Origin of the sequence: Abyssisolibacter fermentans, assembly GCF_001559865.1 — a bacterium.
GTDB classification, from domain to species: Bacteria; Bacillota; Clostridia; order Tissierellales; family MCWD3; genus Abyssisolibacter; species Abyssisolibacter fermentans.
Genome location: NZ_LOHE01000080.1, coordinates 91,002 through 110,233 on the forward strand (window position 1 = coordinate 91,002; position 19,232 = coordinate 110,233).

General features: G+C 27.3%; 18 protein-coding genes and 1 other RNA gene. 15 read left to right on the top strand and 4 right to left on the bottom strand.

The genetic code is table 11. The features are described 5' to 3' along the window. Positions 1-59: 59 nt before the first annotated feature. Entirely contained in the window at positions 60-1,787 is a 1,728-nt protein-coding gene (locus tag AYC61_RS16115; protein ID WP_066504833.1) for a phospho-sugar mutase, read from the top strand. Positions 1,788-1,866: 79 nt separating this feature from the next. On the opposite strand, the gene AYC61_RS16120 is transcribed toward AYC61_RS16115, so the two are convergent. Further along, complete coding sequence (locus tag AYC61_RS16120) at positions 1,867-2,757, bottom strand: fumarylacetoacetate hydrolase family protein (RefSeq protein ID WP_066504836.1); 891 nt, start codon at positions 2,755-2,757, stop codon at positions 1,867-1,869. A 323-nt stretch (positions 2,758-3,080) separates the two neighbouring features. Here AYC61_RS16120 and cobO point away from each other — a divergent pair, with 323 nt between their 5' ends. The 4 genes from cobO (at position 3,081) to AYC61_RS16140 (ending at position 7,383) form a co-directional block, all read left to right on the top strand. Then, on the top strand, positions 3,081-3,593 hold the full coding sequence (gene cobO / locus AYC61_RS16125) for a cob(I)yrinic acid a,c-diamide adenosyltransferase (protein ID WP_066504840.1): 513 nt from the start codon (positions 3,081-3,083) through the stop codon (positions 3,591-3,593). Between the two features lie 17 nt (positions 3,594-3,610). After that, entirely contained in the window at positions 3,611-4,417 is an 807-nt protein-coding gene (locus AYC61_RS16130; protein ID WP_082760012.1) for a GTP pyrophosphokinase, read from the top strand. Between the two features lie 150 nt (positions 4,418-4,567). Beyond that, positions 4,568-6,367, top strand: a complete 1,800-nt coding sequence (gene pepF / locus AYC61_RS16135; RefSeq protein ID WP_066504848.1) for an oligoendopeptidase F — start codon at positions 4,568-4,570, stop codon at positions 6,365-6,367. A gap of 419 nt (positions 6,368-6,786) precedes the next feature. After that, positions 6,787-7,383 (top strand): hypothetical protein, encoded by a 597-nt coding sequence (locus AYC61_RS16140; protein ID WP_066504851.1) that lies wholly within the window; start codon positions 6,787-6,789, stop codon positions 7,381-7,383. Positions 7,384-7,424: 41 nt separating this feature from the next. Here the strand turns inward: AYC61_RS16140 and AYC61_RS16145 are convergent, their stop codons facing one another. Beyond that, complete coding sequence (locus tag AYC61_RS16145) at positions 7,425-8,228, bottom strand: NAD(+)/NADH kinase (RefSeq protein WP_066504855.1); 804 nt, start codon at positions 8,226-8,228, stop codon at positions 7,425-7,427. A gap of 224 nt (positions 8,229-8,452) precedes the next feature. Between AYC61_RS16145 and AYC61_RS16150 the strand changes: the two genes are divergently transcribed. Continuing rightward, positions 8,453-9,352, top strand: a complete 900-nt coding sequence (locus AYC61_RS16150) for an RluA family pseudouridine synthase (RefSeq protein ID WP_066504858.1) — start codon at positions 8,453-8,455, stop codon at positions 9,350-9,352. Positions 9,353-9,356: 4 nt separating this feature from the next. Here AYC61_RS16150 and AYC61_RS16155 read toward each other — a convergent pair whose 3' ends face one another. Next, positions 9,357-10,103 (bottom strand): hypothetical protein, encoded by a 747-nt coding sequence (locus AYC61_RS16155; protein ID WP_066504861.1) that lies wholly within the window; start codon positions 10,101-10,103, stop codon positions 9,357-9,359. 303 nt (positions 10,104-10,406) lie between these two features. On the opposite strand from AYC61_RS16155, the gene AYC61_RS16160 reads away from it, so the two are divergent. The 7 genes from AYC61_RS16160 to ssrS all read left to right on the top strand — a co-directional run bounded on the left by AYC61_RS16160 (position 10,407) and on the right by ssrS (position 15,981). Beyond that, positions 10,407-10,688, top strand: coding sequence for a hypothetical protein (locus tag AYC61_RS16160; RefSeq protein WP_066504863.1), 282 nt, complete (start codon positions 10,407-10,409; stop codon positions 10,686-10,688). A gap of 213 nt (positions 10,689-10,901) precedes the next feature. Then, positions 10,902-11,672, top strand: coding sequence for a nucleoside phosphorylase (locus tag AYC61_RS16165; RefSeq protein ID WP_066504866.1), 771 nt, complete (start codon positions 10,902-10,904; stop codon positions 11,670-11,672). A 59-nt stretch (positions 11,673-11,731) separates the two neighbouring features. Then, positions 11,732-12,076 (top strand): DUF2500 domain-containing protein, encoded by a 345-nt coding sequence (locus AYC61_RS16170; RefSeq protein WP_066504870.1) that lies wholly within the window; start codon positions 11,732-11,734, stop codon positions 12,074-12,076. Positions 12,077-12,376: 300 nt separating this feature from the next. Further along, positions 12,377-12,934, top strand: a complete 558-nt coding sequence (locus AYC61_RS16175) for a histidine phosphatase family protein (protein WP_066504873.1) — start codon at positions 12,377-12,379, stop codon at positions 12,932-12,934. A gap of 442 nt (positions 12,935-13,376) precedes the next feature. Continuing rightward, positions 13,377-13,700, top strand: coding sequence for a nucleoside triphosphate pyrophosphohydrolase (locus AYC61_RS16180; protein ID WP_066504875.1), 324 nt, complete (start codon positions 13,377-13,379; stop codon positions 13,698-13,700). A 202-nt stretch (positions 13,701-13,902) separates the two neighbouring features. Beyond that, the gene (locus AYC61_RS16185) at positions 13,903-15,690 is read left to right on the top strand and encodes an ATP-dependent metallopeptidase FtsH/Yme1/Tma family protein (RefSeq protein WP_066504877.1); all 1,788 of its coding nucleotides are present in this window, start codon (positions 13,903-13,905) and stop codon (positions 15,688-15,690) included. Between the two features lie 114 nt (positions 15,691-15,804). Beyond that, a non-coding RNA gene (gene ssrS / locus AYC61_RS16190) (6S RNA) lies at positions 15,805-15,981 on the top strand. A gap of 84 nt (positions 15,982-16,065) precedes the next feature. Here ssrS and AYC61_RS16195 read toward each other — a convergent pair. Continuing rightward, the gene (locus AYC61_RS16195) at positions 16,066-17,592 is read right to left on the bottom strand and encodes a putative polysaccharide biosynthesis protein (RefSeq protein WP_066504880.1); all 1,527 of its coding nucleotides are present in this window, start codon (positions 17,590-17,592) and stop codon (positions 16,066-16,068) included. Between the two features lie 84 nt (positions 17,593-17,676). Between AYC61_RS16195 and AYC61_RS16200 the strand changes: the two genes are divergently transcribed. Next, the gene (locus AYC61_RS16200) at positions 17,677-18,489 is read left to right on the top strand and encodes a motility protein A (RefSeq protein ID WP_066504882.1); all 813 of its coding nucleotides are present in this window, start codon (positions 17,677-17,679) and stop codon (positions 18,487-18,489) included. Then, the gene (locus tag AYC61_RS16205) at positions 18,476-19,192 is read left to right on the top strand and encodes an OmpA/MotB family protein (protein WP_066504888.1); all 717 of its coding nucleotides are present in this window, start codon (positions 18,476-18,478) and stop codon (positions 19,190-19,192) included. Before AYC61_RS16200 ends, AYC61_RS16205 begins: the two co-directional genes overlap by 14 nt. Positions 19,193-19,232 lie beyond the last annotated feature (40 nt).

A 19,232-nucleotide genomic window follows, 5' to 3' on the forward strand; every position in this document is an offset into this window, starting at 1 on the left:
TTGTTATTTGTAAGTTGTTTTATTTCCCATGAATTTTCTAAAATGAAGGAGTGAATTTAATGGAATACAGGCAGAATTATGATAAATGGTTAAATGAAAGTTATTTTGATGAATCTGTAAGAGAAGAACTTATGAATATAAATAATAACGAGGAAGAAATAAAGGATAGATTTTATAAAAATTTAACTTTTGGAACTGCTGGACTTAGAGGGAAAATAGGTGCTGGTACAAATAGAATGAACAAATATACCGTAGCTTTAGCTTCGCAAGCTTTAGCGCTAACTATTATTTCTCAAGGGGGAGATATTGCTAAAAATAGAGGTGTTGCGATTGCTTATGATACTAGAAAATTTTCAGATGTATTTGCTAAAACGGCTGCGCTTGTTTTAGCTTATAATGGTATCAAGGTATATTTATTTGACGAGATTAAACCAACTCCTGTTTTAGCCTATACAATAAGAAAGTTAGGATGTTATTCAGGTATTATGATTACAGCAAGTCATAATCCAAAAGAATATAATGGATATAAGGTTTATTGGAATGAAGGATCGCAAATACTTTCTGATATTGCTGATAAAATAATAGATGAAATTGAGAGTATTAAAGATATAACAATGATATCTTTAATGGATGAAAGTGATGCTTTACAAAAAGGACTATTGAAAATAATTGATGCAGAAATTTATGATGCTTATATCAAAGATGTTTTAAATTTAAGTTTAAGACAAAAAATAGACAAAGATTTGAATATTATATATACTCCATTAAATGGAACAGGTAATCGTCCTGTAAGAAGAGTCTTAAAAGAAAGAGGTTTTAAAAATGTATTTGTAGTAAAGGAACAAGAAAATCCAGATCCTAATTTTACAACTGTTGGTTATCCAAATCCAGAGAATATAAATGTTTTTGATTATGCTAAAAGGTTAGGTAAACAAAAGCAAGGAGATATAATAATAGCAACAGATCCAGATTGTGATAGAATGGCGTGTATGGTTACTAATAAAGATAAAGATTATACTTTTTTAAATGGGAACCAAATTGGAGCATTATTAATTAACTATATTTTAGATGCAAGAAAAGAACAAAATACTATTCCTAAAAATGGAGTAATAGTAAAAACTATAGTAACAGGAGAATTAGGAAAAAAAATAGCTCAAAGCTATGGAGTAGAAACAATAGAAACTCTAACTGGCTTTAAAAATATATGTCAGAATAAAAACGGATACGAAAAAAACGGTAAGTATAAGTTTATTTTTGGCTATGAAGAAAGTATAGGTTATGTGTATTCTACTATAGTTAGAGACAAAGATGGAGTTATTGCATCTATGCTTTTATGCGAAGCAGCAGCATACTACAAATTACAGGGTAAAACACTATTAGATGTATTAGAAGAGTTATTTCAGAAATATGGATATTTTAATGAAAAGCTTGTGTCTATTATACTAGAAGGAAAAGATGGTCGTGAAAGAATAAATAGAATAATGGGCAGATTAAAGAAAAATTATTTAAGACAAATAAATAATAATAAAATTGATATATTCATTAATTATGAAGAGGGTAAGAAATATAATTTGAAATTGAATACAGTTGAAGATGTTAAATTACCAAATACGAATGGAGTTAAGTTTGTATTTGAAGATAATTCATGGTTCGCTGTTAGACCTTCTGGAACGGAACCAAAACTTAAGATATATATATATTCTATATCAGATACCAAAAAAGACTCAGAAGAAAAAACTAAAAAAATTGAAAAAGTAATTATGGAAATGATTGAAAAGGTAAATTAAGGTATAAAGGACTAATTCAAAATGTATTTTGAGTTAGTCCTTATTTCAAGACATTAAATTTTTAAGTTACCAAACAATACTACTCTATATAATTAGTTAGAGTTCCTATACCTTCAATAAAACATTCAATTTTATCTCCTGATTTCAAGAATTTGAAAGGTTTAAAACCTAAACCTACTCCGGATGGTGTACCCGTCATAATTATATCACCCGCATTTAATTTCATTCCCTTTGATAAATCACTAATTATATATGGGATATCAAAAATTAAATTTTTAGTATTAGAGTTTTGTCTTAATTCTCCATTAATGAAACATTTAATATCAAGATGTACTGGAAAAGGTATAAGGCTTTTATGAACTATATAAGGACCCATAGGGCAAAAAGTATTGAGGCTTTTACCTTTAAACCATTGTATGTGCTTTTTTTGTAGGTTTCTTGCAGAGATATCATTTGCAATAGTATATCCAAATATATAGTCCTGTGCTTCTTCTTTTTTAATGTTGATACCGTCTTTGCCTATAATTATGGCAAGCTCTACTTCATAGTCAACACTATCTGTAATAGATGAGTGTTTCATTATTATGTCATTATTACCTATGGCTGGGTTTGCTCGTTTGCTGAAGTAAATTGGTTGAGTAGGAATATCTAAATTATCAGAAGTCAAACCCATTACTTCTTTAGCATGTTCTATATAGTTTTTACCAAGACAAATTACGTCATTTTTAGGATAAGGAATAGGTGCCAGTATTTTAACCTGATCGAGTTCAATAGAATTATTAACCATTGAATCAGCTGTATTATTTATTTTCTCTACTAGAGAATCATTGGACATTTTAATAAAACTTAGCATATCCGTTGGTGGGTTTAGATTCAATTTATTATATATTGTATCAAGAGGTATAATTTTATTTTTAGATAATATACCTATTTTTTCTTCTTCATTAAAAAGATAAGTTAAGAAATACATAATATTACTCCTTTCATAATCTTTGTTATTATTTATAATAACAAGGCGTAAGAGTTCTCCAACTCTATAGCTGGTGGGGTACCGATTAGATTTAACAGGCGGTTGCATATTTCCTGCCTCGTTGAATCGGTGTGTTGCAATTACTACGTAATTGCTTCTATTGTTATAATACTTATTAAAGAATAGCTTGTCAATCAATAGAAAATAAAATGTTAAATTTTTTTAATTAATCTAATTTATTTTTTAACATAGAAGTATGATAAAATAAGAATATATATGGTAAAATATACTATGGGTTTATGTGAATAAATGAGGTGGTCTAAATGAATAAAGGTTATGTGCATGTATATACAGGAAATGGAAAAGGCAAGACTACTGCGGCTTTTGGATTAGCACTTAGAGCAGTATGTGCAGGTAAAAAAGTTTTTGTTGGTCAATTTGTTAAAGGTATGAAATACAGCGAAACAAAAGTTGAAAAATATATTTCTAGTATTGAGATTAAACAATTTGGATTAGATTGTTTTATATACAAAGAACCCACACAAGAAGATATTGATATGGCAAAAAAAGGCTTAGGTATATGTAGAAAAAAACTACAAGAAGACTATGATGTTGTCATACTAGATGAAATAAATATTGCATTATATTTTAAGCTAGTTTCAATAGATGAAGTTTTAGAACTAATCAATAGTAGGAAAAAAAATATAGAGTTAATTTTAACAGGTAGATATGCACCAAAAGAAATTATAGAGGCTGCAGATTTAGTTACTGAAATGAAGGAAATAAAACATTATTATAATATTGGAGTTGAGGCTCGTAAAGGTATAGAAAGTTAATAGTTAATGTAAGGAGTATAGTAATGATAAAATGGAATGAAATGTTAATGCCTTATGAACAAGCAGTAGAAGAATTAAAAATAAAATTCAAAAGTATTAGAAAAGAATATAGAAAAATTGATGAATATTCTCCTATAGAATTTGTTACAGGTAGAGTAAAAAAAATATCAAGTATTATTGACAAGGCTGCAAAAAGAAATATTAGCTTAGATATGGTGCAAGAAGAAATTGAAGATATAGCAGGTATTAGAATAATGTGTCAATTCACTGAGGATATATATAGGGTTATAGAATTAATCAGAAATAGAGATAAAAAAGATTTGTTTATTGTAGAAGAACGTAATTACTTAGGTAAGATTAAAGAAAGTGGTTATAGAAGCTATCATATAATTATAAGATACCCTGTACATACAGTGTTTGGCGAAAGAAGAGTACTTGCTGAGATACAAATTAGAACATTGGCAATGAATTTTTGGGCAACTATTGAACATTCTTTAAATTATAAATTTGAATATCAAATTCCACAAACTATAAAAGATAGACTTAAAAATGCGGCAGAAGCTGCGTATAATCTTGATAAGGAAATGTCTGAAATAAGAGAAGAGATAGTTGATGCCCAAGAAGTATTTCAAGCTAAATCAAATGTTATAGAAAAGATAGCAAAAAATATTCAAAAATTATCTATATTAGGGAATAAAGATTGTGTAGATTTACAAAATAAGTTTTTAATTTTACAAAAGGAGGGTAATTATAATAAATTAAAAGACTTTAATAATAAATTAGAATTAAGGTTAGACAAGAGGAATAACTATTATAAACCCTGATTGTTTATATATTTTGATTAGTGTACTGTATAAATTTTAATTTAGTGTGGATTGCTTATTCAGACGAAGTTATGAATCTAAGGTACATTTATAAAAGAATATTTGATGCTATATGAATAATTTGGGTTAAAATTGAAAGGAGAATAAATAATGAGTGACAACAAAAAATTAAAGGATAGAAATCAAATTAATGAGGAATACAAATGGGATTTAAGTTCATTGTTTGAAAGCGATGAACAGTGGGAGGAAAGCTTTGAAAAAGTAAAAGAACTTTCTAGCAAAATAAAAGAGTACAAAGGAAGAATTTCAGAGTCAGGTAATACTTTATTAGAAGTAATGAATCTAAAATATAAAATTAATAGAATCACAGAAAATGTAGTAACATATGCAAAGATGAAACTTGATGAGGATACCAGAATAGATAAATACCAAGGTTATTTTTCTAGAGCTGAAGCTTTGGATGTAAAAGTAGAAGAAAGTAATTCATTTATAATACCAGAAATTTTAGAAATAGAAGAAGATACTTTGAACGATTATATTAAAAATACAGAAGGATTATCTTTGTATAGACATAAATTTGATGAAATATTAAGACAAAAAAATCATACTTTATCATATGCTCAGGAAGAATTATTAGCTCAAGCAGGTGATATAGCTGGAACACCACAAAATATATTTTCTATGTTTAATAACGCAGATATTAAATTTCCAACTGTAAAAGATGAAAATGGAGAAGATGTTGAAATAAGTCATGGAATGTTTATTCCTTTGATGGAGAGTAAAGATAGATCAGTAAGAGAGAATGCCTTTAAAGGGTTATATAGTACTTATTTAGGATATAAAAACACTTTTGCTTCTATGTTAAGTGGAGAAGTTAAAAAGAATATTTTTTATGCAAAAGCAAGAAAATATAATTCTGCTTTAGAATCTGCTTTAGACGATAATAATGTTCCAACAAGTGTGTATGATAATCTTATTAAAGCAGTGCATAATAATTTAGATTCTATGCACAAATATATGAAAATTAGAAAAAAAGCATTAAAATTAGATGAACTTCACATGTATGATTTATATACTTCAATTGTTAAAGATGCAGATATGAATATACCTTATAAAGAGTGTCAAGAGACTATTTTAGAAGGTCTAAGTCCTATGGGAGAAGAATATATAAATTTAGTAAAACAAGGCTTTGATTCAAGATGGATTGATGTATATGAAAATAGAGGTAAAAGAAGTGGAGCTTATTCTTGGGGGACATATGATTCTAATCCATTTATATTATTAAATTATCATGATACTTTAAATAACATGTTTACAGTTGCTCATGAAATGGGTCACTCTCTTCATAGTTATTATTCTAAGCATGAACAAACCTATATCTATGGAGGATATAGCATATTTGTAGCTGAGGTTGCATCAACTACTAATGAAGCGACACTAATGAATTATTTATTAAATACAGTTAAAGATAAAAATCAAAGATTATATTTATTAAATTACTATTTAGAGCAATTTAGGTCTACTATATACAGACAAACTATGTTTGCAGAATTTGAAAAAATAATTCACAGTGAAGTAGAAAATGGTAAAGCATTAACTGCTGATAATTTATGTAGAATATATAAAGAATTAAATGAAAAATACTATGGACCAGATGTAGTTGTAGATGAAGAAATTGCAATAGAATGGGCAAGAATACCTCATTTTTATTATAATTTTTATGTATTTCAGTATGCTACAGGTTTTTCAGCTGCTATTGCTTTTTCACAAAAAATATTACAAAATAAAGAAAACTTAGAAAGATATATTGGATTCTTAAAAAGTGGTAGCTCTGATTATCCAATAAATGTATTGAAAAAAGCCGGCGTAGATATGACTACTCCTGATCCAGTTAATAATGCATTGAAGTTATTTGGTGAACTTGTTGATGAAATGGAGAAATTAATATAATAAAACTACTATTAAAAAGCTCTGATTTGACAGAGCTTTTTAATAGTGTATGATGATTTATTTTTAATAATTATTAAATAAGGACTTTGGTACTATATGTAATCACTGATTATTCATATAACTATAAATAATATGCTGTATAATTGTTAATTAGAAGGTATAACGAGTTTATATATAGAGAATTTAATGGCATCTGATAATCAGAAGGATGCATAGAGTATTTGATTTTCTATGAATAATCTGGGATAATATATTATGAAAAATTATTTCAATATATCTTGCAGATATGTTTGAATAAATGTAGAGTGGTAATGTAAAATACGATATACTTGGTATTAATAGCTTTGAATAAATATTATGCTGTACTAAATATATTAAATGTTTTATAGAAGATACTCGATAACAAAGGGTGAGATGTTATGTTTAAAGCAGTGGATAAATTAAAGAATGCAGTAAATAATTTGGAATCTAGCTTACTTAATGAAGATGCAAAGGAAACATTAATTCAAATTAAAAAAATAGTTGAATTAAGTAGTAATATGTATAATAAAATAAAAATAATTGAAGAAGAATCTAATTTAGATGACAATACTAATATAATTTGTGATAAAACAGACTTAGAAGTATTTGAGCATACTTCTAGCATGGATTTTTTGTATAAGCCTACAACTATCGAAAACTATTATGAAGGAAATTATCTTGAAATGTTTTCTGAGAGGAGAACAAGTGAATTAAAAGATTGTCAAGCACTCCATATACATAATAAGTTTTGGACAGCGAATAGTGTAATTTATGGAAATATATTCGGTTCAATTCCAAAGGACTTAATAAGTAAAGATTCAATAAATAAGCTCCTAACATATGGATGGAAATCAGTTGTTGTTTATGTATTTGAGATAAAAAAAGACTTAGAATACCATGAGCTATATGATATATGTAAGAAAAATTTTGAAAAATATTTAATTGTTAACGAAACTAAAAATAATACAAAATTAGTATTAGTATTTAAAGTTTAAATTATATTATTAATAGTTTGGTAACATTGTGTTTATTATTATTATAAAAATTTATCTTTTACATTAGTCCAAAAACTATGATTTCCTAAGGTTAGAATATTGGCTTTCATTGAGGATATCTTAAATGATATCTCAACAATATTTTCATATTTATGTTCTTGTCCGTCAACAACTATAAGTATTGAATTTTCATCTCTATATTCAGGTTTAATTTGAATGAGTAAGCTATTAGGAACTATAATACTAGATGTTAACGATCTGTAAGCCTTTGAATTTATAGGTGCTATTGGAGTTAATTGTAGTACATCTAATGTAGGATATACAAGACTGCCACCACAAGAAAAATTATAAGCAGTACTTCCTATAGGGGTAGATACAATAACTCCATCACCGCTAAATTTTTCTAAATAGTTATTGTCTATGGAAACATTTAAGTGAATAGTTTTTGAATGATAACCTTTTATTACGATTTCATTAATTGCAATTAACTCAATACAACTTGTTCGTGTACATATTATCCCTTCAACCAAAAATATCGGTTCAATTTTATAATCTTGATTTTTTATCTTTTGAATTAACAAATCTAAGTTTTCAGGAGATACTTCTTGAAAAAATCCTAATGTACCTGTGTTTATACCAATAAAAGGTATGTTAGTGAAATCAAAATTATGAATAGCTCTCAAAAAAGCTCCATCTCCACCTACACATATATTTAGAAAAGCATCATAACTAAAACTATCTGTTATACAAAAGCCTTGGTGTTCAAGTTTTTCTTTTAATAATGAAGTTATATTCAAAGATTTTTCAGTATTATTATGTATGATATTAATTTTTTTAGTTTTCATAATTAGCACCTTCTTTTATAAAGTTAAAAATTTTATAACTTGTGCAGGGTAAAATTATAATAAATATTTATATCGAATATTTTATTGTATAGATTTTTTTATATAGTGATGAAATATTTGATATAATAATAATGATTATTACATGTTCATTATAGTGTTTATGAAAATATTATGCAAGTATATTAGCTAATATATTAGTTAATTGATAAAAATGGAGGTTTTTTATGCAAATAGAAAATGAAGATACATTAATATACAAAATGGCATCAGATCATGAATCTGTCTTTGATGCATTTATAGATGAACTAGGACTCTCAGCAAGGTTTTTTAAAAGTTTAGTTAAGGAAAATAGTATTTCCCTAAATGACAAAGCTATAAAGAGAAAGACAAAGGTTAAAAGAGGAGATGCTATAATAATAAATATGCTTGATGAAAAACCTGTATATCAGCCTCAAAATATGTCTTTAGAAGTATTATATGAAGATTTAGATTTATTAATAATTAATAAACCACCATATACATTAGTACATCCAACTAAAACTCATTCAAATAATACTATAAGCAATGGAGTTGCTGATTATTTTGTTAAAAAAAATATAAGAAAAAAAGTTAGGTTAATTAACAGATTAGATATGAATACTTCTGGTGTACTAGTAATATCAAAAAATCCATTTGGACATTTGAAGTTAGCAGCGCAAATGGAAAAAGATATAGTAAAAAAGAAATATATTGCTGTAGTTGAAGGTGTAGTAGAAAAAGATAGCAACATAATAGATTTACCTATAGGCAAAGATGATGATAATCCAATAAAAAATAAAGTCACACCAACTGGTAAAAAATGCATAACAAAATATACAGTAATAAAACGTTATAAAACAGCTACCTTATTAGAGGTAAATATAATGACTGGAAGAACACATCAAATAAGAGTTCATTTAGCACATATAGGATATCCGATAATAGGTGATGAGCTATACAATAAAGAGTGCAAATTAATAAAAAGACAAGCATTACACGCGTATGAGATCAAGTTTTTAAAGCCAAGGAGCAATGAATTAATTAGTGTATGTGCTAAATATCCAGATGATATTTTGAATTTATTGAGGAAAATTGATGAAGAATAGGAAACTATTCTTCATCAGGTGAATTAACAACATTTAACAATTGAAACATTTGTACCATTTCTTTTATCTTACCTAAGTTAGCTACATCAACTCCTAATAAAGGTCCTGCAATATCTATAATAGATTTAATTGTGTCTTCTGGGGCATTGTCAATATTTCCCATATTTTTTATTCCATCCAAGACTGTTTTATACTTGTCCATATTGGAAAATATTTCTATGAAAGGACTTATTCCATTTATTGCACTATCTGGATAGTCTTCTTTTATTACAGTTAGTATATTACTTACCTTGTCTTGTTTGCTTAAATTGCTTACTGACTTAATTTCTGAAAGGCTAGAATTATTTTGTGCAAATTCAATTAAAGAATACATTTTGTTTAGCTTGTTATATATTGGGATGTACTTATTGACTGTGCTTATCATGTTTTCAGGAAGATATGGTACTATTTTTAAAGCAGTATCAAGTTTGTTTCTTAATGAATTTATAGAATCTGTATTTAAATTTAAACTATTTAAATTTAAATTATTTAATGATAGTCCTTTAATATTATTAACCACATGTTTTGAAGCAAAGAAAAGCAAAGCATAGCCTAGTATTGGAGTTGCAAAAAGAGGAGCAAACAATGTATTTATTGGTGATGTATTATACGAGTTGTCGTTTTCCTTTATTATGTTATAAGGCAAACTTGTATTGTTGTTCATTGGAAGATTTTGAACTCTTTTAGCTGGTGTTGAAACTATTTTTTTCAAAATTAAAGTACCTCCTATCTTGAGAATTTCTGTGCTAATTATATAATATGTCAGTGCACTTTAATGTGTTACTATTCTTAATTAACTTTGATTGTTAATATAACTGTCGATAATATTCTGTTAGTTTCTGTATTTGAAGATGCTGAATTGATAAGTCTACTGCTAAATTGATATCTTATAAACGGATTTGAATTATCGTAATTTGTAATATATATAATCTGTATCTCATAAATTAAAATATGATAAACTTTACCAAATGTTTAATTATAGTTTTTTGTTTCAAGTATTTTAAGGGGGGAGAATATGAAAGAAAATAAGAATATTGAAAAAATGTTAGAGAAGCTAAAAGTTAATGGAAACCAAGAACAATTTGAAAAATTCAAAAAATTGGCTAACTCATATTCTGATAAACCAGAAAATGAAATAATGGATGAACTAATGCAGTTAAAGGAAAAACTTAAAGCTGGAAGCAGTGATGAAGAATTTAATAAAAAACTAAAACGATTTGAAAAAATAAGACCATTTTTAAATAATGAACAGCAAAAAAAATTAGATGGTCTTTTGAATTTATTAAAAGATAATTAAATGATTAAACAAGTGGGTGGTTGCAATTTATTTTGAAACACCCGCTTGTTTTTTAAAAAAAGAGCTAAAGTCTTCAGATTTTTGTAAGGCGCTTACTCGTACGAAAATGAATAACAATAACAGATTTGCAGCTTATTTTATACGAGCTAAAATTGTTGTAAAATAATAAAAAATGCGTTATAATTTAGAATAATTAGAAAAGGGAGGATGAAAATGTTAAAAAAACAAGAATATCCAATACTGGAATTTGATACATGTAACGATTCTTATATTGAGCCAACAAAAATTTATAAAAAAATTGATGTGCCAGAATGTTGTGTTATAACATTTTTTAAAGATGTAATTGATAATAAAAATAGATTAGAGGAGTTAAAGCAAGTGGGTACTATTTATACTGAAACTATTGATATCCCTATCTATGAAACTATCTTTAATGGTAAAAGAATTGCTCTTGTGATAGGTTTTTTAGGTGCTGCTGGATCAGCTGGAATTCTTGAGGATTTAATAGCACAAGGATGTAAAAAATTTATTGTTTGTGGCGGAGCAGGTGTTTTACAAAAGAATATAGCAGTAGGACATTTAATTATTCCGACTTCAGCAGTAAGGGATGAAGGAGTATCTTATCATTATATTAAACCTTCAAGAGAAATTGAATGTAATAAAGATGTAATAGATGTAATTGAAAAAGAATTTTTAGAGCTAGGTATAAAATATACTAAAGCAAAAACTTGGACAACAGATGCATTTTTTAGAGAAACAAAGGACAAGGTTGCATTGAGGGTATCTGAAGGTTGTGTGACTGTTGAAATGGAAGCAGCAGCTTTTTTTGCAGTTGCTAAATTTAGAAATGTTAAACTAGGTCAAATATTATATGGTGGTGATGACTTAAGTGGTGAAGAATGGTGTGGGAGAAGTTGGAAATCAAGAAAGGAAATAAGAGAAAATTTAGTTAATTTGTCTATGAGTGTTTGTTTAAAGATTTAAGAGAATAAATATAGTTATTATAAAAGTTAAACATTAAAAATAAGGAGTGGTTTTATAAAATGAATAGTTTTGATAGTACCTTTACAATTTTAGTTCCCATTTTAGCGATATTAATGCCTATATTAGTAATAAGTCTTATTGTTTATTCGTCTGTAAAACAAAAACGGTATAATGATAGTCAGCCCAGATTAAATGTACAAGCTAAAATAATTGGTAAAAGGACAAAAGTGACTGGTAGCGATCATGCACGTACTCACTATTATATAACTTTTCAGTTAAATACAAATGACAGAATTGAATTAGAGCTTAATGGTGAAGAATATGGGATGTTGGTTGAAGGTGACATGGGGGAATTAATTTTTCAAGGGAATAGATATTTGGGATTTAAAAGACTTAATATGTAGATTTGATTTACAATATACTTAATTTATATGGTATGACACTTATATGAATTGAGTATATTGCATTTTTATGAGGTGGCCATAGGAATAGTATAGTATTTGATGTAAAGAAAGTAATTGAAAATTATTTTCAAAAATTAATCAATGTTTATATTAGAGAAAGATTGGTTGGTTATATAAAATATTCATGTACTACTGATAAAAATATTGTTACTTTATCACATGAGCATCAAAATTATTTATGGACTATAAAACCTTAGTCAAAATAACTTTGAAAAAATAAAATATTTTGGAGGAGATGAAATGATAAAAGTATATTTTGTTAGACATGCTGAATCAGATTATTCTATTCATGATGATTATAATCGACCATTGACTAGAAAAGGTATATCTGACTCAGAAAAAATAACAGATTTATTGATTAATAAGAATATAAATAGAATATTTTCAAGCCCATATAAAAGATCAATAGATACAATAGTTCATTTAGCTGATAAGACGAGTTTAAAAATAAATATCATAGATGATTTTAGAGAAAGATCAATAGGTGAATGGCTTGAAGATTTTAATAGTTTTTCTAGAAAACAATGGGAAGATTTTAACTACAAAACTCAAAATAGTGAGAGTTTAATAGAAGTACAGAAACGAAATGTTGCAGCTTTAATGGAAATATTAAAAGCATATGATAATGAAAATATTGTTATAGCAACTCATGGGACAGCGTTAAGTACTATAATAAATTACTATAACAATGATTTCGGATATGAAGATTTTGAAAAATTAAGACCTATAATGCCATATGTTATTTGTTTTACATTTATGGAAGGTACATTAATAGACAGTGAAGTGATAGATGTGTAGGTAAACTAACATTAAGGTAAATAAAGATTTATTCTTAATATAAATCATAGGTAGTTGCAAAATGCAAATTAAAAAATGTGGATAACTTTAATGTTTTAGCTCATAAGTTTTGGACGAGGGGAACCATCTCATAATCTTTGACGGCTGGGCAAGAACCCGTTTTAAAATGAATAAGAAACTCCTACTCACTGCGTTCCTAGCAGTAAGTGATTCACTCAAAATCGTAGATTTTGGTTCTCTACTTAAGAGCGATGAAGAAACGAATTCTTGAAGTCACGCTTTCAAAGAAACATGAGATGGTTTCCTAGTAACTATATTGGTAGTTTTTACAACTAACATATGGGGGAAACTTAATTACATCATAGCATATAAACATTGAATTTATACATAGTGTAGAGTTTTGCAATTGACTAAAAATAAATTATATTAGGAGGAGAATAGAATGAAAAAAGAAATACCGTATAACAAACTTGTTAGAGACTTGATACCTGAAATAATAAAAAAGGATGGAAAGAGGTGTAAAGTACATACAGCAACTGAGGAAGAATATGAAAAAAAATTGTTGTTAAAATTACATGAAGAAACACAAGAATTTACTGATGAGCCTTGTGAGGAAGAATTAGCTGATATTCTTGAAGTTATAGATGGTATAATAAAATATTATAATTTTTCCTTTAAGAAAATAAATATGATAAAATCGAAAAAATCAGCTTCGAGAGGGAGCTTTGACAAGAGAATAGTGTTAGAAAAAGTATTAGAAGAATAAAAAAATAATTTACTACAGGATGCAATAGTTTAAAGAGATATTAAAAATGATCTTTGATTTCGATTGTTTTTTTTATGTTCTATAAATGATTAGCTGGATAAAATCGATAATATTATGTAAACTAATACATGGTTCAATAGACTTATAGACAAAATTATGTTATACTAATAAAGACATTATGTAAACTGGAAAGGAGATATATATGACTTCATTTTCAAAGAAGCAATATATTAGTATTAGTATAATTTTAGTTATAATTTTAGCTAGCTTATCTGTTTATTTAATCAAAACTCAAGAAAAACCACAGGAAATCACATATAAAGTTTTTTATGAATTGGTAATGGATAATAAGGTTTCAGAAGTAGTTTTAGATAGTAATGCTAAAATTAAGGGATATTTAAATAATGGTCAATATTTTGTGACTGACAATCCGAGAACTGAAGATTTTAAAGAAGAATTATTGTTAGCAGGTGTGGAGGTTAAAGAGAAGGATGGAAGCTTAAATGCTATAAACATTATTCAAACTCTAATAGTTATTGGAGCCTTTATTGGGTTAATATTCTTTTTGAATAAAGGGAAAGCAAAACTAGCACAGAAAGAAATTAATGATTTAGCTAATATTGATAATAGTAATGATGGATGTACAATAAAATTTTTAGATGTAGCAGGTAATGAAGAAGCGAAAAATAGTATAAAAGAGCTTGTTGATTTTATTTGCAATCCTGATAAATACGAAAAACTAGGAGCTAGAATACCTAGAGGGGTATTGTTATACGGGCCTCCTGGTACTGGAAAGACATTATTAGCTAAGGCATTAGCTGGTGAAGCTGGAGTACCTTTTATTGCAGTGAATGGATCTGATTTTGTTCAAGTTTATGCAGGCTTAGGAGCAAGTCGTATTAGAGAATTATTTAAAAGAGCTAGATTGGCTGAAAAATGTGTAATTTTTATAGACGAAATAGATGCTGTTGGTAAAAAAAGAAGAGGTAATGAAATGAGTGGTGGTAATGATGAAAATGATAGAACCCTTAATGCTTTGTTAACGGAAATGTCTGGATTTAAGGGTAATGAAGGTATTATTGTTGTTGCTGCTACAAATAGAGTTGATATTTTAGATGATGCTCTTTTAAGACCAGGTAGATTTGATAGGCAAATAGAAGTGGGGCTTCCTGATGTTAATGCAAGACGTAAAATATTACAAGTTCATACTCAAAACAAACCTTTAGCTATTGATGTTGACCTAGATAAGGTCGCTCTTGAGACGGTGTATTTTAGCGGAGCAAAGCTTGAAAGTTTGATGAATGAGTCTGCCATGTTAGCTGCTAGATATGGTGATGATGAAATAAAAATGAAGCATATTAATAAGGCTTTTCATACTGTTATAGTTGGAGAGGAAAAGCAAGATAGAAGTTCTATCTCTAATAAGGATAAAGAAATCACAGCTTATCATGAAGCTGGACATGCATTAGTAACAAAATTATTATGTCCTGAAAATAGAGTTACTAAAGTTTCTATTATACCAAGTACAAAAGGGGTGGGAGGATTTAGTATGAATGTTCCTGCTGAAAGAATGTATCAAACTAAAAAGGACATAATAAACAATATTATGGTAGCACTTGGTGGAAGAGCTGCTGAAGAAATAGTATTTGGTATAGATAGCATAACAACGGGTGCAGTTAATGATTTGGAAAAAGCTACTGAGATGATTTTAGCTATGGTATATAAATTTGGTATGGATGAAAAAGTTGGACTTTTGAGTTATTCCAAGTTTATAGGAAGAGATAAATATATTGATAACAAAATGATTATTAGGAGTAAAGAGGTTATTGAGGATTTATATATAAAAACAAAATTACTACTAGTAGACAATTTGCATATATTAAATAAAATTACTGAGAAACTCATTTTTAATGAGATTTTAGAAGAAAATGAGTTAAATACTATATTATCAGAAAATCTGAATGATAAGAGAATGTTTGTCAAATGCTAAATGTATAAGATATCAGTTAATTACACGAATATATGCTAGGAAACAACCAAAAACTGAGCAAAATAGTATATATTTTGATTTTACTTTATTATAATTTATAGTATAATGTATTTAAGAACTCTGAGGTGTTTGTTCTTGCTTTATAATTCAACCGACATATTTTATACGGGAGTCTGAGTTCAATTGTGTATAACAAGCCTGTATTGCTGGAAGTTAAAAGCCGTTGATAAGACACCCACCTGCTAGTAGTGCGGGTGTGAATTATGAGTATAACGGCACCTTGGAGATATCTATACAATGGTCTATTTGACCATGTTTTTTTTTGTTAAAAATAGGGAGTTTGCGAAAAAACCAAAATTTAGGCATAGATTTTATTTAATGTTTGAATAATTTAGGTTCAAATAATATTATACATACTAGATAAGTTGCAAATGCACAAATTAAAGCTAAAGCTAAAATTAATAGCTGCGAATTAATAAAAATAGTGCATAGCCTAATATATATTGAGTTTCCAATTATTATCATTATGATGGTAGAAGCTAGAACCTTTAAAGCAAAGAGTATATATGTATTTTTTAGTTTAATAGTTTTTCTTAAAATAATAGCATTTAAAATAAATGTGATTAAATTACCTATAAAGAAACTGATAAAAAAACCATATATACGAATATTTGGGTTGGATACTAAAATATAAGTTATTAATAATTGAATAGACATACCTATTGCATGATTTATAGTAGTATATACTTGTTTTCCTAATCCGTGCAGTATACTTGCTATAATGTGATGAAGTGCTAAGAAAATTGTACTATAACCCATGCTTTTTATATATATTCCAACAAGTTCATCATTGTATAAAAATAACCCTATATCATGTGAGAACAATATGTATATAGCTGTTAGTGGGAATGAAATAAGTATAGCTATTTTTATTGCAGTGTTAGTGTCATTTTTTATTTTACTATAATTTTTATATTGCAAATTTCTAGATATATTAGGAATTATATTTACAGCTAATGCTGAAATAACTATAAAAGGTAAAAAGATAAAGGGCATAGTCATACCTGTAACTCTTCCAAATGAAGAAATTGCTTCTTTGCTGGATAAACCGCTAACGATTAATCTATTAGGTATTATAACAGCATTTACAAGTTGGAGTAAAATACTTATAAGCTTTGATATAGTGATAGGGGTAGAAATATTTATTATTTTATGTAGAATTTTTGTTGATGAAACGTTTATATTTGTTATAAAATTGTGAATGAGGTAATTTTTTTTATGTGCTTGGTAAAATGAAATCAAACTTGTTAGACCTATTAATTCTCCTAAACTTAATCCTATTATTGCTATTAAAGCTCCAAGGTGTGGCTTTATAGGAGATAAATAGTATAAATATCCAAGTACAAAGATTATTCTACTTACTTGTTCTAGTATTTGAGAAATACTTGTGGGTTTTATTAATTTCATTCCATAAAAAAAACCTCGAATGACTGATGAAAGAGATATTATTACTATGGCTGGTGAAAGAAAAAGTATATGCAAATATAAATTTTGATTTTTTAGTATATTTGTGCATATAGATTTACTTGTAATTATTAACAAAATGCTTAGAGAAACTGATATAATTAGTGTTATGAGTATAGATAAATTGAAAATCTTTTGGTTTGATTTGCTATGAGTAGAGGGTTGTTTTGCAATAATTTTAGAGACTGCTATTGGAATACCTGATGAAGGAATAGTAACAAAAAGCATCAAAACAGGTATTGACATTTGAAAAATACCAATTCCTTCAGCTCCAATTATTTTTGATAGGACGATTTTGTATACAAAACCTAATATTCTAACAATAAAATTAACTCCAGATAATATAGCGGTTCTATATATTAAATGAGATTTGTTCAAAAATATCACCTCATAAGTATAGTATCTTTATATAATATTATTTTAACTTAATTACTATGATGAAAATTTGTAGGAGTGATAAAAATGAAAAAGTATAATACAAATAAATACAGTGTTATAATTGTTATATTATTACTAATAGCTTTAACTCATTCGATTTTTGGAAGTGTATCAGCTAAGAGTTTTTTGAATTTACAAGCTTTAGAGATAATCGTTGCAGGTGTATTACTTACAATAATAATAAGTTTTTCTTTTGATACATTGTTATTTACTGTAAAAATGTTAAAAGCCAGTTTTCAGGATAATATAGATTATGAAGGAGCTATTTATACAATATATAATTATGCGATTAAAGTGAAAAAAAATGGAGTTCTAAAGATCCAACACCAAATTAAGCATGAAGAAGCATTTATTAAAAAATCAATGATTCTTGTATGTGATTATGTAAAACCTGTTGATATGGAAGATATTTTAAGTAAAGAAATAGAAGCAGCTGAGAATGATTTATATAGAGCATATAATGTATTGAAATTAGTAGCACAAGTAGCACCAGCATTTGGATTGATAGGTACTTTGATTGGAATGATAGGTCTATTATCGCATTTAAATGATGCCAGCCTTTTAGCATATAATATGTCCTCTGCATTGGTTAGTACTTTGTATGGTGCATTACTCGCTAATTTTGTTGCAGTTCCATTAATGGGAAGGCTAAAGGAGTTAATATATAAGAGAATATTATATTATAAAATTATAGCAGCAGGATGTATATTGATAGCTAAAAATGACTCTACTAGGAATGTTTTTGATAAAATGAATGCTATGCTTCCAGATGATAAAAAGCTACAATATCCAAAACAAAGGTTACAAGAAAGGAAAACAGCTTATGAACCTAAATAACAATAAACGAGAAGATGTAGAGAATTATTGGATGGTTACATATAGTGATATGATTACAATAGTGTTATGTTTCTTCATAGTATTATTCACAATATCTACGAATGAAACGAGTTTATTAAATCAAATAAAGGTAGCTCTTGATAGTAAAGTGAACTTGCTTGAAGATGAAAATAGTAGATTATCAAGGAATAATGAACAATTGACTAAAGAAAAAGAGAGCTTACTAGAAAAATTATTCCAAACTACTAATATTGAAGATGAAATTGATAACTCAAATGAGGATTTTATTAAATATTTGAGAGAGAATGGTTTGTTAAATGATGTAGATATTATAAATGAAGATATAGGTGTAAAAATTAGATTTAAAAATAGTATCTTGTTTGATAGCGGACATGCCGAAATATCCTCTGATGGCAATCTGATTTTGGACAAAATTGGTGATAAAATAATGAATATCGATAATATGGTTAGAATTGAAGGATTTACTGACAATGTTAAAACTAATACTAATAGATATGCATCTAATTGGGAACTTTCAGTAGATAGAGCAATAAATGTGGTTAAGTATTTTGTAAATGAAAAGAATATTAGAGAAGATAGAATGTCTGTGATTGGATGGGGAGAGCAAAATCCAATAGCTACAAATGATACACCAAAAGGTAGAGCACAAAATAGAAGAATAGAAATTACTATATTAAAATAATTTATTAAAAACAGAATTTTACACAATTTTGTGTAATACA

What these genes read in the sequence shown, in the direction of transcription:
- AYC61_RS16120 (WP_066504836.1), bottom strand. Translation starts at nt 2,757, where the DNA reads ATGTATTTCTTAACTTATCTTTTTAATGAAGAAGAAAAAATAGGTATA.
- AYC61_RS16185 (WP_066504877.1), top strand. Translation starts at nt 13,903, where the DNA reads ATGACTTCATTTTCAAAGAAGCAATATATTAGTATTAGTATAATTTTA.
- AYC61_RS16140 (WP_066504851.1), top strand. Translation starts at nt 6,787, where the DNA reads ATGTTTAAAGCAGTGGATAAATTAAAGAATGCAGTAAATAATTTGGAA.
- AYC61_RS16180 (WP_066504875.1), top strand. Translation starts at nt 13,377, where the DNA reads ATGAAAAAAGAAATACCGTATAACAAACTTGTTAGAGACTTGATACCT.
- cobO (WP_066504840.1), top strand. Translation starts at nt 3,081, where the DNA reads ATGAATAAAGGTTATGTGCATGTATATACAGGAAATGGAAAAGGCAAG.
- AYC61_RS16145 (WP_066504855.1), bottom strand. Translation starts at nt 8,228, where the DNA reads ATGAAAACTAAAAAAATTAATATCATACATAATAATACTGAAAAATCT.
- AYC61_RS16150 (WP_066504858.1), top strand. Translation starts at nt 8,453, where the DNA reads ATGCAAATAGAAAATGAAGATACATTAATATACAAAATGGCATCAGAT.
- AYC61_RS16205 (WP_066504888.1), top strand. Translation starts at nt 18,476, where the DNA reads ATGAACCTAAATAACAATAAACGAGAAGATGTAGAGAATTATTGGATG.
- AYC61_RS16170 (WP_066504870.1), top strand. Translation starts at nt 11,732, where the DNA reads ATGAATAGTTTTGATAGTACCTTTACAATTTTAGTTCCCATTTTAGCG.
- AYC61_RS16160 (WP_066504863.1), top strand. Translation starts at nt 10,407, where the DNA reads ATGAAAGAAAATAAGAATATTGAAAAAATGTTAGAGAAGCTAAAAGTT.
- AYC61_RS16175 (WP_066504873.1), top strand. Translation starts at nt 12,377, where the DNA reads ATGATAAAAGTATATTTTGTTAGACATGCTGAATCAGATTATTCTATT.
- AYC61_RS16115 (WP_066504833.1), top strand. Translation starts at nt 60, where the DNA reads ATGGAATACAGGCAGAATTATGATAAATGGTTAAATGAAAGTTATTTT.
- AYC61_RS16165 (WP_066504866.1), top strand. Translation starts at nt 10,902, where the DNA reads ATGTTAAAAAAACAAGAATATCCAATACTGGAATTTGATACATGTAAC.
- AYC61_RS16200 (WP_066504882.1), top strand. Translation starts at nt 17,677, where the DNA reads ATGAAAAAGTATAATACAAATAAATACAGTGTTATAATTGTTATATTA.
- pepF (WP_066504848.1), top strand. Translation starts at nt 4,568, where the DNA reads ATGAGTGACAACAAAAAATTAAAGGATAGAAATCAAATTAATGAGGAA.